The organism is Puia sp., from assembly GCF_036500295.1.
Taxonomy (GTDB): domain Bacteria; phylum Bacteroidota; class Bacteroidia; order Chitinophagales; family Chitinophagaceae; genus Puia.
Genome location: NZ_DASYCH010000003.1, coordinates 81,308 through 95,146, shown reverse-complemented (window position 1 = coordinate 95,146; position 13,839 = coordinate 81,308). Strand labels below are relative to the sequence as shown.

Annotated in this window: 12 protein-coding genes; 7 read left to right on the top strand and 5 right to left on the bottom strand. The window is 55.3% G+C overall.

What is annotated here, in order from left to right; translation table 11 throughout:
* Positions 1-11 precede the first annotated feature (11 nt).
* Entirely contained in the window at positions 12-485 is a 474-nt protein-coding gene (gene rnhA / locus VGM48_RS01165; protein WP_331575750.1) for a ribonuclease HI, read from the top strand.
* 159 nt (positions 486-644) lie between these two features.
* A complete protein-coding gene (locus tag VGM48_RS01160; protein ID WP_331575749.1) occupies positions 645-803 on the top strand; it encodes a hypothetical protein in 159 nt (52 codons plus the stop codon).
* Positions 804-841: 38 nt separating this feature from the next.
* On the opposite strand, the gene manA is transcribed toward VGM48_RS01160, so the two are convergent.
* Positions 842-2,053 (bottom strand): mannose-6-phosphate isomerase, class I, encoded by a 1,212-nt coding sequence (manA, locus tag VGM48_RS01155; protein WP_331575747.1) that lies wholly within the window; start codon positions 2,051-2,053, stop codon positions 842-844.
* A gap of 29 nt (positions 2,054-2,082) precedes the next feature.
* Here manA and VGM48_RS01150 point away from each other — a divergent pair, with 29 nt between their 5' ends.
* Positions 2,083-2,439: a YraN family protein gene (locus VGM48_RS01150; RefSeq protein WP_331575745.1), complete on the top strand. Its 357-nt coding sequence runs from the start codon at positions 2,083-2,085 to the stop codon at positions 2,437-2,439.
* Here VGM48_RS01150 and VGM48_RS01145 read toward each other — a convergent pair.
* Complete coding sequence (locus VGM48_RS01145) at positions 2,430-2,939, bottom strand: YkgJ family cysteine cluster protein (RefSeq protein ID WP_331575743.1); 510 nt, start codon at positions 2,937-2,939, stop codon at positions 2,430-2,432. The two genes, VGM48_RS01150 and VGM48_RS01145, sit on opposite strands and share 10 nt — an antisense overlap.
* A 38-nt stretch (positions 2,940-2,977) precedes the next feature.
* Between VGM48_RS01145 and xerD the strand changes: the two genes are divergently transcribed.
* The 4 genes from xerD (at position 2,978) to VGM48_RS01125 (ending at position 6,733) form a co-directional block, all read left to right on the top strand.
* Positions 2,978-3,880 carry a site-specific tyrosine recombinase XerD gene (xerD, locus tag VGM48_RS01140; RefSeq protein WP_331575741.1) on the top strand — a complete coding sequence of 301 codons (903 nt, stop codon included), beginning with the start codon at positions 2,978-2,980 and terminating at the stop codon, positions 3,878-3,880.
* A gap of 15 nt (positions 3,881-3,895) precedes the next feature.
* Positions 3,896-4,534 carry a sigma-70 family RNA polymerase sigma factor gene (locus tag VGM48_RS01135; protein WP_331575739.1) on the top strand — a complete coding sequence of 213 codons (639 nt, stop codon included), beginning with the start codon at positions 3,896-3,898 and terminating at the stop codon, positions 4,532-4,534.
* Positions 4,527-5,825, top strand: a complete 1,299-nt coding sequence (locus VGM48_RS01130) for a carboxypeptidase-like regulatory domain-containing protein (protein ID WP_331575737.1) — start codon at positions 4,527-4,529, stop codon at positions 5,823-5,825. The genes VGM48_RS01135 and VGM48_RS01130 overlap by 8 nt, the downstream gene beginning before the upstream one ends.
* Positions 5,826-5,890: 65 nt before the next feature.
* A complete protein-coding gene (locus VGM48_RS01125; protein WP_331575735.1) occupies positions 5,891-6,733 on the top strand; it encodes a DUF2911 domain-containing protein in 843 nt (280 codons plus the stop codon).
* 20 nt (positions 6,734-6,753) lie between these two features.
* Here VGM48_RS01125 and VGM48_RS01120 read toward each other — a convergent pair whose 3' ends face one another.
* From VGM48_RS01120 to VGM48_RS01110, 3 genes are all read right to left on the bottom strand, one after another.
* Positions 6,754-8,499, bottom strand: a complete 1,746-nt coding sequence (locus VGM48_RS01120; protein ID WP_331575733.1) for a sodium:solute symporter — start codon at positions 8,497-8,499, stop codon at positions 6,754-6,756.
* Positions 8,500-8,777: 278 nt separating this feature from the next.
* On the bottom strand, positions 8,778-11,243 hold the full coding sequence (locus tag VGM48_RS01115; protein ID WP_331575731.1) for a PIG-L family deacetylase: 2,466 nt from the start codon (positions 11,241-11,243) through the stop codon (positions 8,778-8,780).
* A gap of 15 nt (positions 11,244-11,258) precedes the next feature.
* A complete protein-coding gene (locus tag VGM48_RS01110) occupies positions 11,259-13,799 on the bottom strand; it encodes a M14 family metallopeptidase (RefSeq protein WP_331575729.1) in 2,541 nt (846 codons plus the stop codon).
* Positions 13,800-13,839 lie beyond the last annotated feature (40 nt).

The following is a 13,839-nucleotide window of genomic DNA, read 5'->3' as shown; positions in this document are numbered from 1 at the left end:
ATATTTGCGCCATGAGCAACGAGCTGATCATGTATACCGACGGCGCCGCGCGGGGTAACCCCGGACCCGGCGGCTATGGCACCATTCTTTTCTGGGGCGAACACCGCAAAGAACTCTCGGGCGGCTACCGCTATACCACCAACAATCGGATGGAACTGATGGCCGTCATCGCAGGCCTCGAAGCACTGACAAAAGAAGGATTGAAGGTCACCATCTATTCCGACAGCCAGTATGTCGTCAAAGCCGTCGAACAGGGCTGGCTGAAAAATTGGATCGCCACCGATTTCAAAGGCGGCAAAAAGAACAAAGATCTCTGGCTGCATTTCCATGAGCTCTCAAAAAAATACAAACTCCGCTTCATATGGGTTCGCGGCCACGCCGACAACCCCTATAACAACCGTTGCGATCAATTAGCAACCGCCGCCGCAGACAACGGCCCGCTCGATGTGGATATTTTTTTCGAAAAAGAGTCAGGCAAAAACTAATAATATTAGTTTTTTACTTTACCTTTCCCCCCTCTTGCTTGCTTGTATCATCAAATAGCCAAAAGGAGGAAACAGTATATGACGGGATTTGTCACCAAAGAGGAATTGGCCCAAATAAGAGGCGCGCTAAACACCGGTCTTGCCCAAATACGAGGAGAAATGGCCGCATTCAAAGGAGAAATAGACCTCAGACTAACCACATTCAAAGGGGAGTTGGAAGTCAAAATAGCCGACGTCAAATCCGACGTTATCTGTTGGATGTTCGCTTTCTTCGTCACCATGCTCCTCGCCATCCTCGGCCTGTATTTCAAAAAATAACAAACGCCGCCGCGACGCAAGTCCCGGCGGCGTTTCTCTTATAAAGCCGCAGGCACCGCCGCCCGATAGATCATCGTATCTTCCTGCGCATTCAGCTCGAACTTCGCCTGGTGAAAAGCCAGAAACGCCTCGCCCGCCTTCCGGCTGAATGGCGCCGCCCCCTGCTCTATAACCCCGGTCTTCCCTTCCGTCACGATAAGGATCTCCGCAGAATGAGCCCGGATGGTTAATATCTCTCCCTTCAGCAGGCTTATCTTACTCAGCTCGAAATCCGGCGCGGGTGTCCGAAACACCGCGATCCGCCCCGGACCATAATCCTCCGCCACGATACGCGGATGCGTCGCCTCGAAACGGATATGCTTAAGCAGCTCGGTAACGTCTACATGTTTCGGGGTCAGCCCGCCGCGCAGCACATTATCCGAGTTGGCCATGATCTCTACATTCTGCCCTTCCAAATAGGCATGCGGCAACCCCGCATCCTGGAAGATGGCTTCCCCCGGTTGCAGATTCAGCAGGTTGAAGAAATAGATCGAAAAGATGCCCCTGTCTATCTTGCCCGGCTGATCATACGTCAAAGCCGCACGCGCAGCCCAGAAGTCTTCCTCACTCTTCTTCAACTGCCCCTCCCGGTAAGCCGGAACGATCCGCTCCAGCAACGGCTCCAGCACGTCGTTCACCTCCAGCTGCGGCATCTCCATGACGGCCTGATAAAGTCCCTGATACCCCTTTTTCTCGAACAGCGGGACCAGAAAGGCCAGTTCCGGTGTCGCATCCAGCGCCTGCATCAGCTGCTCCTCCGGTTTGAACCCATGCAGCAGCCAGAACTCACTCAGAGCCACCATCAGCTCCGGCTTGTGATTGTCGTCCTTGTAATTCCGCTCGGGCGCATTTTGAGCGACCCCGCGTTTGTTTTCCGCGGCAAACTCCAACTCCGCATTTTCCTTGCTGGGATGCACCTGTATCGACAACATATCCTTTACATCCAATATCTTGAGCAGGTAGGGAAGCCGGCCAAACCGGTCAGCAGTATACGAACCCAACGTCTCCCGGGGATCCCGGCCGATATATTCATTCAACGCAACCCCTTCCAGGTCCGCGGGCGCGGAATCATGCGCCCCCATCCAGTACTCCGCAAAAGGATGCCCCTCGGGGTTGGGCAAGCGCAGCAGCTGCGGCAAAAAAGCCGATCCGCCCCACGCATAATTCTGAACTTTACCGGCTAACTTGAAAACTTTCCGATCTTGTTTCATGTTGTAAACATAATCAAAATTCGTGCAAAATGCTGTCCAACACGGAAGTGGGATCGGGAGGAGAACAGCTCGCCGCTCAATGGCTCACAAAAAAAGGTTTCACCATTCTCAAACGGAATTTCCGTCATGGCCGCTACGAAGTGGATATCATCGCAGGCCACCGGTCGGTCCTTCACTTTATCGAGGTCAAATGCCGCCGATCCACCCGCTATGGTCACCCGGAAGAAAGCGTAAGCCGTAAAAAGTTGGAACACATCCTGCAAGGCAGCGCAGGCTGGCTGGCCCAATGGCCAGGCTTTCACCGGGTGCAATACGATGTACTCGCCATCACGCTGAGCCACCCCACCCCCCCGGAATATATGCTTTTTGAAGATGTTTACTTGTGACCGTTGAGCTTCTCCATCACCGACTCGACCATCCGGTACGTCGCGGGACAATACTCGATATTCTGCTTGTACATGTGCATATAATCCCCGTTCATGCGCTTTTTGACATGATGCGGAAATCCCGCACAGTCACGCGGCCGCACCGCATAGATATCGCACATATTGGTCTTCAGGTCAAGGAACTGGCAGGGTTGTTTTACATTCATCCAATCCCCGGTCTTATCCTTGTACAGCCACTTTTCCCGAAACGCCTTCGGCGTCATTCCCAGATGCGCGGATATCCGGCGGATATCCTCGGGCGTATACGTCGGAGACATCGTTTTACAGCAATTGGCGCAGTCCAGACAATCAGTACGCTCCCAGGCTTCCTTATTCGCCTCGATCTCCAGCGCATGAAATCCCGTGGGTCTCTTCTTTTCCAACTTGGTCAGAAAACGCTTCATCCGCCCTTTGTTACGAAGAACGACCTGTCTGAACGAACGTAAATTAACTGTTGCCATAGTCTGCAAATATAGGGATTGATCGGTATCTTCGATCCATGTGGGAGCCCTATAAAAAAGGCTACAAGGCCTGGCTGCAGCTGGAACGATCGCTTTCCGACAACTCGGTCCAAGCCTATCTCCGGGACATCGATAAGTTCACCCAATACCTGCAGACCGCCGGCACACTCAAAAACCCCGACGCGGTAGAGTTAAAGGACCTTCAGCAGTTCCTCCAATGGATCGCCGGCATCGGATTGAACGCCGCCTCCCAGGCCCGCATCCTCTCCGGCATCCGCTCCTTTTATAAATATTGCTTTATCGAACAGATCGTCCGCAAAGACCCCACTACCCTGCTGGAATCTCCAAAGCAAAAAAGGTCACTCCCGGACGTCCTCAGCTTCGATGAGATAGAAACCCTCATCGGTCAGCTCGACCTCAGCAAACCCGAAGGCGGCCGCAACAAAGCCATCCTGGAAACGATGTACAGCTGCGGCCTGCGCGTCAGCGAACTGGTCAACCTCCGCATATCCTGCCTCCATCTCGACGTCGGCTATATCCGCGTCATCGGCAAAGGCGATAAAGAACGGCTGGTGCCGATCGGCGACGCCGCGACAAAATATATCCGCCTCTATCAACAGGAGATCCGCATCCATTCCCCGGTAAAACCCGGCAACGAGGACATCCTGTTCCTCAACCGGCGGGGCACCAGGCTCACCCGGGTGATGATCTTCTATATCATCCGTGACCTGGCCCGCCAGGCCGGTATCACAAAGAACATCTCCCCCCATACCTTCCGGCATTCCTTCGCCACCCACCTCGTCGAAGGAGGCGCCGACCTCCGCGCCGTCCAGGAAATGCTCGGCCACGAGAGCATCACCACCACCGAGATCTATACCCACCTCGACCGTGAATATCTCCGCGAAACCCTCCACCGCTACCACCCGGCATTCCGCCAGTGAAATATTTTTCTTACTTTGTTCTCCGAACGAGTTTTGGCCCTTCCCAAGGACATACCACCCTCTGCAGGCTCCGCTGACCAGCCCGGCGACCTCGAACTGATCGCCGCCTACCGGCAATCCTCCGACCTGAAAATAGTAGCGCAGCTATACAATCGCTATCTGCAGCTGCTTTATGGCGTCTGCCTGAAGTATCTCGGGGAATCCGAAACCGCGAAGGATGCCGTCATGGACATCTTCGAAGAATTAGCACAAAAACTTCTCAAACACGAGGTCGGCAATTTCAAAGGCTGGCTTTACACCCTGGCTAAGAACCACTGCCTGATGAAGTTACGCGCCTCCAGCCGGAAAAGGTTCCAATCCTTCGACCCGGAGCATATGCAAACGGCCGAAGAATTGCATCTGAATGACAAGATAGAGCAGGAAGAACAGTTTGACCGGCTGTCAAAATGCATCGAATCGCTGGTCGCCGACCAAAAGACCGCGATCCAGCTCTTCTACCTGCAAAACAAATGTTATAAAGAGATTGAAACCGCCACCGGCGTGGAATGGAACAAAGTCCGCAGTCATATCCAGAACGGCCGGCGAAATCTGAAAATATGTATGCAACGGCAGGAGACGGGAATCGACCCCGCCCTCGTAATCACCAATGAATAACACCGGCAACCATAGCAGATCCTGGTCCGATACGGATGTTCGCAAATACCTGAAAGGGGAGCTTTCTCCGCAGGAGATGCACCAGCTCGAGCGGGCAGCCCTCGACGACCCCTTCCTGGCGGACGCCCTCGAAGGCCTCGCGGACGCCAAACTGCTCGAAGCCGATATCAACAGCTTACGATCACAACTCGCCGCCCGCGTCGACGAGAAAGAACAAAAAGCCCCCATCCTCTGGTTCCGCCGAACCGCATTCCGGGTTGCAGCCGCCGTCATCTTACTGGCCGGCGTTGGCCTGACGGCGTATTATACGCTCTTCGATCACAAGGCAATGGAAAACGTCGACGTCGCCGTCACAAAAACAAACCCGCGGTCGGCAGTCAGCCCGGCGCCATCGGCCACCACCCAGCCGCAGCCGGCGACTATCCCCGCAACAGCTTCCGATGCCTTGACGCTTACTGCCCCCGCCACTACTCCCCCCGCCACAGCTACTGCTCCCACCCGCCCGGCCAAACGCGCAACCAACTCAGTCAAACTGGCCACAATGACCGACACAACCAGTTACGCGTTAACCATCCCCCCGCCAAAGGCAAATCTATTCCGCGAACAGCCAAAGACAGAGTCTGCCGTGATCCATATTCGGGGCACGGCATCCACGGTTGGCAATTCGCAACCCATGGCATTCTACGGCCGCGTCGTCGATGCCAATAACCGCCCCCTGCCGGACGCCTCCGTTTTCCTAAACAACGCGCCCAGGATCGCAACACGGACCGACGCCAGCGGCTACTTCTTTTTCAGATTCCAACTCCACGACACCACACAGCAAATGACAGTGGCCAAGATCGGTTACAAACAAGCCCTCGTCTCACTAAATACCAACGCCCTGACCAATAATATCATCCAGCTGCAGGAAGCAAAACCCAGCCTGGACGAAGTCGTCGTCACCGGCTTCGGCGCAAAACGCAAAGAGACGTTTGCGGCCGCCCCGTCGGAAGACAGCGATACGCGGTTGGATTCAGCATGGATAAAAGCATACCCCGTCATCGGCAGACTCGCCTACCAGCAATATCTCGACACAGCTAAACAAACGCTGAAACTGGACCCTGCCATCACCGGTATCGAACGGGTCTCCTTCCAGGTGGACCAGAAAGGACAGCTCACAGAATTCAAGATCGAACAATCCCTCTCCCCAGCCCACGACGCCGGCCTGATCCAACTGATCTCGGGCGGACCGGCATGGAAACTGCTCCGGGGTAGAAAAGTCCGGGCCGTAGTGAACCTCCGCTTCCCCTGATCCCCTTTTTTACCCAGCTTCGGCTCTCCTTTTTACTTATCTTAGCCGCTCAAAACCACCACTCCATGTACAAATTACTCGCTTGTCTTGTTCTTACAGCCGGCCTGTACCAAAGCTCCTATGCACAGTCTATAAAGACGCCACCGCCTTCGACTCCCCAGTTCGTGAAACAAGACTTCGGTCTTTCTTCCATAGAGCTCTCCTATTCCCGTCCGGGAATAAAAGGTCGCAAGATCTTTGGCGATGTCGTGCCGTTTGGGAAAGTATGGCGCACCGGCGCCAACCAGGCGACTACGCTCACCTTTGGCGATGCCGTGACCATCGGCGATAAAAAGATCCCCGCCGGGAAATACGGCCTCCTGACCATCCCAGGCGCCGATGAATGGACCCTCATCATCACACATCAGCTGGATGTCACCAACCCGGCCGCCTATAAATCCGACCAGGATGTCGTACGCGTAACAGCAAAACCCTTCCAGCTGCCCTTTCCCATGGAGACCTTCTCCATCCTCTTTGCCAACGTCACCCCCTCTTCCTGCGATCTGCAACTGATCTGGGAAAACACGGTTGTCGTTCTGCCCATCACCTCGGATATCGACAGCCGGGTCATGGCACAGATCGACAACGCCATGAACAAGGATAATCATCCCTATTTCAGCGCCGCCCTGTATTATCTTGACAACGGGAAAGACCTGAACAAGGCCCTCGAATGGTTTGACAAAGCGATCGCCCAGGATCCCTCCGCCGGCGGCTCCTTCTTCATCGTCTACCAGAAAGCCCGCTGCCTCGCAAAAATGGGCAGAAAAGCCGATGCCAAAACCACCGCGCAAAAAGGGATCGACCTCGCAAAACAGGCCAATAACGCCGACTATGTCGCGCTAAACGAAAAACTGATAGCTACCCTCTAACAAATAAAAAAACCCGGCGCTCAGCCGGGTTTTTCGTCGACTGGTTTCTTTTTCATCACCGCCTGCAATACCTCGCTCAACAGCATCACGCCCGCAGCGCCGACGAGGTTGAACCATAAAAAACTCAGCGACACAATGCCCTTGCGGCTCAGAATATTCAGCACAATGACCCCGATCTCCACGATAACTGCACTGATAAAGACGGGCCACCCCGTCACCTTCGGCCGGTAGAACGCTACCAGGAATATCCCCAGTATCACGCCATAGAACAACGACCCCAGCACATTCACCGCTTCGATAAGGCTGTTGCCGAGATTATACGCCAACTGCGCCACAGCTACACAGAAGATCCCCCAGAAGAAGGTATACATCTGCGACAGCCGGTATTCCCTGTTGGTGGTCAGCTGTTTTGAAGAGAATCGCCGGTGAAAGTCAATGATCGTACAGGAGGCCAGGGAATTGAGCGTTGCGGCAATGGAACCCCAGGCGGCAAGGAAGATAACGGCGATCAGCAATCCGACAAGTCCCTTCGGCAGATAGTCGGTGACAAAGCGTAAAAAAATATAGTTGGTGTCGTTGGAATCGCCACCCACGGCAGGATCGTCCAGCCAGCGCCGGATCGTCGCCTTATAACCCGCCTTCTCCTTCTCCAACGCCTCCTTTCGCGATTCCAGCAGCGAAGGATCGACAAGATCCGCCGGCCCGTCCGTCGTCCCGGGACCGCGCAGGGTGCTTAACCGCTGGTTCTCCGCCGCGTCATACCTCGTGGTCACAAACGACAACGAATCCTTGTATTTGGAATGAGCCAACAGGTCGATCTGCGACTTATTAAAGAATACCGGCTCATGATTATACTGATAAAAGGCAAAGACCATCACCCCCAGCAGCAGGATCAGGAATTGCATCGGCACCTTGACAAGCCCGTTCAACAACAGTCCCAGCCGGCTCTCGCTGACGCTCCGCGCCGTAAGATAGCGGCCAACCTGTGATTGATCGGTGCCGAAATACGAAAGGGCCAGGAAGAACCCGCCGATAATCCCACTCAGCAGGTTATACCGGTCGTTCCAGTCAAAGCCCCCGCCCTTGCGGCTAAAACCCGTGGTAATGATATTCAGTTTCCCGGCCTTGCCTCCCATATGCAGGATCTCCGTCAACCCCACCCCCGCCGGCAACCGGTGTACCACCAGGTAAGCCGCGATCGTCATCCCGCTAAAGATGATCACCATCTGTAGTTGCTGTGTATACGCCACCGCCTTGGCGCCGCCGCTCACCGTGTAAATGATCAGCAGCCCACCCATAAAGATATTCGTCCACACAATGTCCCAGCCCAGAAGGGACGAAAGGATAATGGACGGCGCGGAGATACTGATCCCGGTACTGAGCCCCCGCTGCAGGAGGAAGAGAAAAGAGGTGAGGGTCCGGGTCTTCAGATCGAACCGCTGCTCCAGGTATTCATACGCGGTATAGACCTTCAGCCGGTGGAATACCGGGACAAAACTGATACAGAGAACCACCATGGCCAACGGTAACCCGAAATAGTATTGGACAAACCGCATCCCGTCCGTATAGGCCTGACCGGGAGCCGACAGGAAGGTGACCGCGCTCGCCTGGGTACCCATGATACCCAACAGCACCATATACCAGGGCACCGCTCTGTTGGACAGGAAATAGCCATCCAGATCCCTGGTAGTACGTCCTTTGTACAAGCCATAGGCAATGATCCCAAGCAATGTCAGCGCCAGTACGATCCAGTCAGGCCGGCTCATGAAAAGTGTTTGGTCAACAGATAAAAAATGGCGATACAGATCACGAGAAAGCCGATGACCAGTCTATACCAGGTCTTCCAGCTCTTGAACAGCGGTACCTTTTCCTCGTCCATCTTATTTTCGGTTATTATTACGATTAGCCATCAGCATAGACACCACCAGACCGATAAAAAGCCCAACCAGCAACCCAAATGTGGCCCGCTTGATAAACCGGCCAACTACCAATCCCACGACAATGGCTGTTACAATAGCAATATCCCTTCTTCGATGCATGGTCCTTAGAATCCTCTTTTTTGATTCAATGCAATAATGTTTGCCAGCAGCCGGTAAGCGCCGGGCACCCCCGCCGGCAGTTCCCGGAAGAACACCAGACCCGTGTAGACAAAGGTCCCCTTCCCATATTTCGCGATCACCAGACTGCCCTTCTGCTCCTGCTCGCCGGGATCGTTCATCGACAACACCTGCTGGTAGGCCGGATCGGTCTGTCCCGCAAAATAGATCCCCCGCTCCTGTATCCATCCCTCAAAATCGGCGGGGCCGATCTTGTTGGGATAGTTGAGCACGGCATGATCCGGGATCAGGAAATTGACCCGGGCCTTCTCGTCCGTCACCCGGAGGTTGGAGACGGCAAAGGGATACGGACCGATAGCCGTCGACATCCGGCCCAGGTTGTCCCTGTTATATTGCACGATAAGATTACCGCCTTCTTTTACATAATCCATCAGTGCCTCATGTCTCGCCCCCAGCCAGCCATGCACATCATACGCCCGCACCCCGGCGATGACCGCGTCCAGCGATTTCAGAAAAGCCGGCGTACAGTCCTTCTCTTTCAGCATCACCACTTCATATCCCATCTGCACAAGCGCCTCCGGCACCTTATCCCCCGCCCCTTCGATATAGCCAATGCGGTGCCCGGCGATCTTCACATCCGCCAGTACGAACTTCTCCCGCGCCGGACGGAAATAATCGATCCGGGGAATATGATCATACGCAATGGTCTTCAACTGGAGGGCGGTGTCCCGGCGACCCGCATGCTCAAACGTCAAACCCGCCGTGATGGTCTCGGTCTTGCCTGCGGTCGCCTTCGCGAGCCAGGAGAGCCCCGACGGCGGCCCAACCGTGACCCCAGGCGTCGGCGTCAGCGTAAATTTCGGCAGCCCGAGACGGCTCGTCCGATCCGTGGCTTCGACCCGGATACCCTTTTCTTCCCCATCGGTAAACAATACCAGCTCGGGGTCGAATTGCGCCGTCACCGGCGGCAACACTGTCACCGGTTCGTACAATTCTCCCTTTACGGGATCGGTATGTTTATATTGCACCGGCCGGGTATAGACGAGCTCCTGCCCGCCGGCCGTCAGCCGAAAGGAAACAGAATAAGCAGCGGCGCCCTGCGGGTCGCCGATCAGCCGCTGATCGCTCACGTTGAACGAACCCGGCGACATCTCCTGCGCCAGCCAATATGGCTGCGTCACCGGCTTATCAGGAGAAACATAGATATTTCGCGAAAAGGAATAGTTCTTGTCCCCTTCCAGTACCTGCTTCATGGGTACGGTAAATCCACCGGTGGCATCATTCAGCGAGACATCGCTGACGGCCAGCGGTGCGTTCAGCCGGTTGTCGATCGTCACGGTGATCCCCAACGAGTCCCCCTGCACGGCATACGCGGTCCGCGTCGCCGCCTCCAGCCACAGCCCGCTGCAGTCCGCGATCAGCTGCTTTATCTCTTTTAGCTTTTGGGTCTTCCAGTAGCCATCCGTCAACTGGTCGACAGCCTTATATACCTCGACAAGTCCCGGTACCGACTTCTCAGGATGCAGCAGCGAAAAATCCCGGATCAGCTGTTTCACCATCCCTTCTATCTTCTCTCCCCCTTCGACCCGCCGCCAGCTCGTCTCCACTCCATCCATCGGGTCACCATGCGCCGGGTCACCGGCTACCAGCGTAAAATATTCCATGGACTGCCCCCGGGCAGGCGTAAGCGCCGCACCCTGGCTCTTATGATTGGTCCTGCTGATCGCGGCCAGTTCCCCATAACTCTTTCCCACGATGGCGTTGAATCCCCCCACATCGATCTTGAGCTGATCCTCGCTGGTCGTATTCGTCGAGCCAAAATTGAAAGTATTCCAGAGTATCCTCTTCACCTTCCAGGGTTTTACGCCATATTTGAATTGCTCGGGAAACCGGCTGGGATCCGCGGCTGCCGTAAAGGCTTCCTGCGCGATCACCGCAGAGGCCGAATGATGGCCGTGACCCGCCCTGCTGTCCGGCGGAAACCGGGTGATGATCACATCGGGCTGGAATTTACGGATCACCCAGACGGCATCGCTAAGCACCTTCTCTTTACCCCAGGTGGCCAGCGCTTCATCCGTCGATTTGGTAAACCCAAAGTCAAAAGCCCGCGAAAAAAATTGCTCGGCGCCATCCGCCCGCCGCGCAGCCATCATCTCCTGGGTTCGGATCAAACCCAGATCGACGCCCTGCTCGTCACCGATAAGGTTCTGCCCCCCATCGCCCCGGGTCATCGACAGATAAGCCGTACGGTAAAGCCGGTCCTTCACCATATAGGCGATCAGCCGGGAATTCTCATCATCCGGATGCGCAGCCATATACAGCACCGTTCCCAGAACATTCAATTTATTCAATCGCAGATAGATCTCAGCGGAAGTAACGGTCTCAGGCCCCTGGGCCGATGCCGTCATACCACAAACCGCCGCCGCCAGAAGAAAGGCAAATACCCGATTCATGTAAAAACTCATTTATTATCGTACTAAAAAAACAGCATTGCAAAACAGCAGTTTCCCGTTCTCCCAAAAACTGCGGAACAGCGGATCGTCGGCCATATAAACAACCGCCCCCCTGCCCATTTCCATCACGCCAAAGACAAGCGCATCCTTTATCTTCATCTTGGCCTTGACACCCGTAAACCCGCTGACATAACCATTCTTGCGGATCACCCCGACATTCCAGCCGCCGTCCTTCAAAAACTCAAACACCTTATCGTCCTCTTTCAGGGTATAGTAATGATCGGGATAACCAAACGCAAGCGGATGCGTATTGTCCAGTTCCACTTTATAGATGCTGCCGGGGACACTGCTGGCCGCCTCATCGCGCTGCCGGTCGCCATACCGGTGCAGATTCGTATCGTCATCCCCCTTCTTATCCTTGTCATCGTCTTTTTTGTCGCCATCATCTCCTTTGAGCCGTATCCCCCATTCCATTCGCGCCAACTGATCCACGGCATTCTGCATGGCGATAAGTCTGCCGCCCTCCCGTACCCAGTTGCGCAGGGATTCTGACACGCCCTTCTCCTCCAGACCACGGTAATCTCCATTCGGCAGGATGACTACATCAAAGTTCTTCCACGCGATCCTCCCCAGCGATTCAGTATTGAGCAGGGTAACGGGATAGCCTATCTCCTGTTCGAAGAGATGCCATACCTCGCCCGCATTCAGACTGTTCGTCTCTTCACCCGTCATCACCGCCACCCGGGGGCGGTGAATAAGATGGACAAGCCCGCTGCCAAAATCGGCCCCCTTGTCCACAAACCCGGTGGCTATCGGCTGCGGCGCAACGCCGGCCTCATGCGCGGCTTTCTTCAACATCGGCCAAAGCCGGTCCCCAAGCCCACGATTACCCGTCGACGGTACGATCAGCGTCCCATTGTCAAAAGATACCCCGCCCGACTGGAACGGCCGTTCGGCATACCGGACCTTTATCCCCTGCTTCAACAGCCGGGTCAGAAAACGAACGCTCCCCATTCCAGTCCAGCGAACGGCATACGCATAGGTAGTATCCGCCGGCGCCTGTCCCTGAGCGACCGGTTCTGCATCGCCCGCGATCGGCCGGGTCGAAGCCACGACGTATTCATTCAGGCCATACGCCTGCACCCCATACACATAGGGCACCGACCAGGCCGTTATATCGTAGGTGATCGAATCGGTGATCCGCGACCGCCGCTCGAAAAGCACCCGCACCAGGTTGGACTTCGGTTGATTGGCATTGATCACGATGTCGCCGGCAGCCGCCTTGAACGTAACAGGTTTCCCCGTTTCATAGTCGACTCCCGTCAGCATCCCCGGATTCACGGATACATAATGCAACCCGTTCCTGTCCAGAAATCCCTTCAACCGCTCAAGCCGGTCGCCAAAACTGTCGTTGCGCAGATAATAGGCCTTGTATTCCCCGCCGGGATGCGTTATGCTCGCAATAAAATAGTTATGATATTCCTTTATCAGCCGGTCGGCATTCGCCGAGGCCATCTCTACCGTCGAGATCCCCGTCGTAAAATGATGCTCCAGCCGCTGTGCCAGGGTCAGCGTGTCGCCATCCGCGGTCTGCACCGCCAGCCCCGCACCGATACCCCCCTGCTCGAAGGTCATTCCGATGGCGCCGTTATAAATGGGATAGGTGTCCCCATAGCTGGGATAAAAGAGGTCAAACTCCTCTTTCGTAAAATACAGCCAGCCGTTGTGGTCGAAGTACCGGGCGTTGTTCTTTCCGATCAGTACCTGGAATTCCCGCTGCCAGGGGGTGATCACATCATGATACGGCTCCGCGGCGGGCGCGAAGTAGTAAGGGTTGTTGAATCCCTGCTCATGATAATCCACATGGATCTGAGGAAGCCACTGGTTGTATCGCTTCAGCCGCTGCTGGGTCTCCGTCTGGGTCTGCCAGGCCCAGTCGCGGTTGAGATCGAAATTGTAATGATTCGTCCTGCCCCTCGGCCAGGGCTCCTGGTGCTCACGCGACTGCGGATCGGGATTCGGCTCCGCGCCGACAACATCGTTATACCAGTGGACATAGCGGTCACGGCCATCCGGGTTGATACAAGGGTCGATGATGACCACCGTGTTCTTCAACCACTCCTTTGCCCGCGTGGAAGCAGGATTCACCAGTTCGTATAGCATCTTCATGGCCGCCTCGGAAGAGGCCGGCTCATTCCCATGCACATTGTAGCTGAGCCACACGATCACCGGCGCATGCTCATCCGGGGCCTTGTCATGCAGCTCGCCGGCGAGCCGCAGGTTGTTTTGCCGGATATCTTGCAGGCGCCGTAAATTTTCAGGACTGGCGATAAAGGCCAGCAACAACGGCCTGCCTTCATACGTCGTGCCGTACTGCTCCAGCTTCATCTCATCAGGCACCGCCTTCGCGACCTCCTGGAAATAGCCGACGATCTTATGATGTGGGGTGAAGTGCGCTCCCAGGGGATAACCAAGAAATGCTTCCGGCGAAGGAGGGTTCTCAGCGGAACAGCAGCAGGCAGAAAGCAGCAGACCGAATAGGAGACTGTATTTCATGACGGACGAATGTAAGTAAACAATGAAAGATAAAAAAATG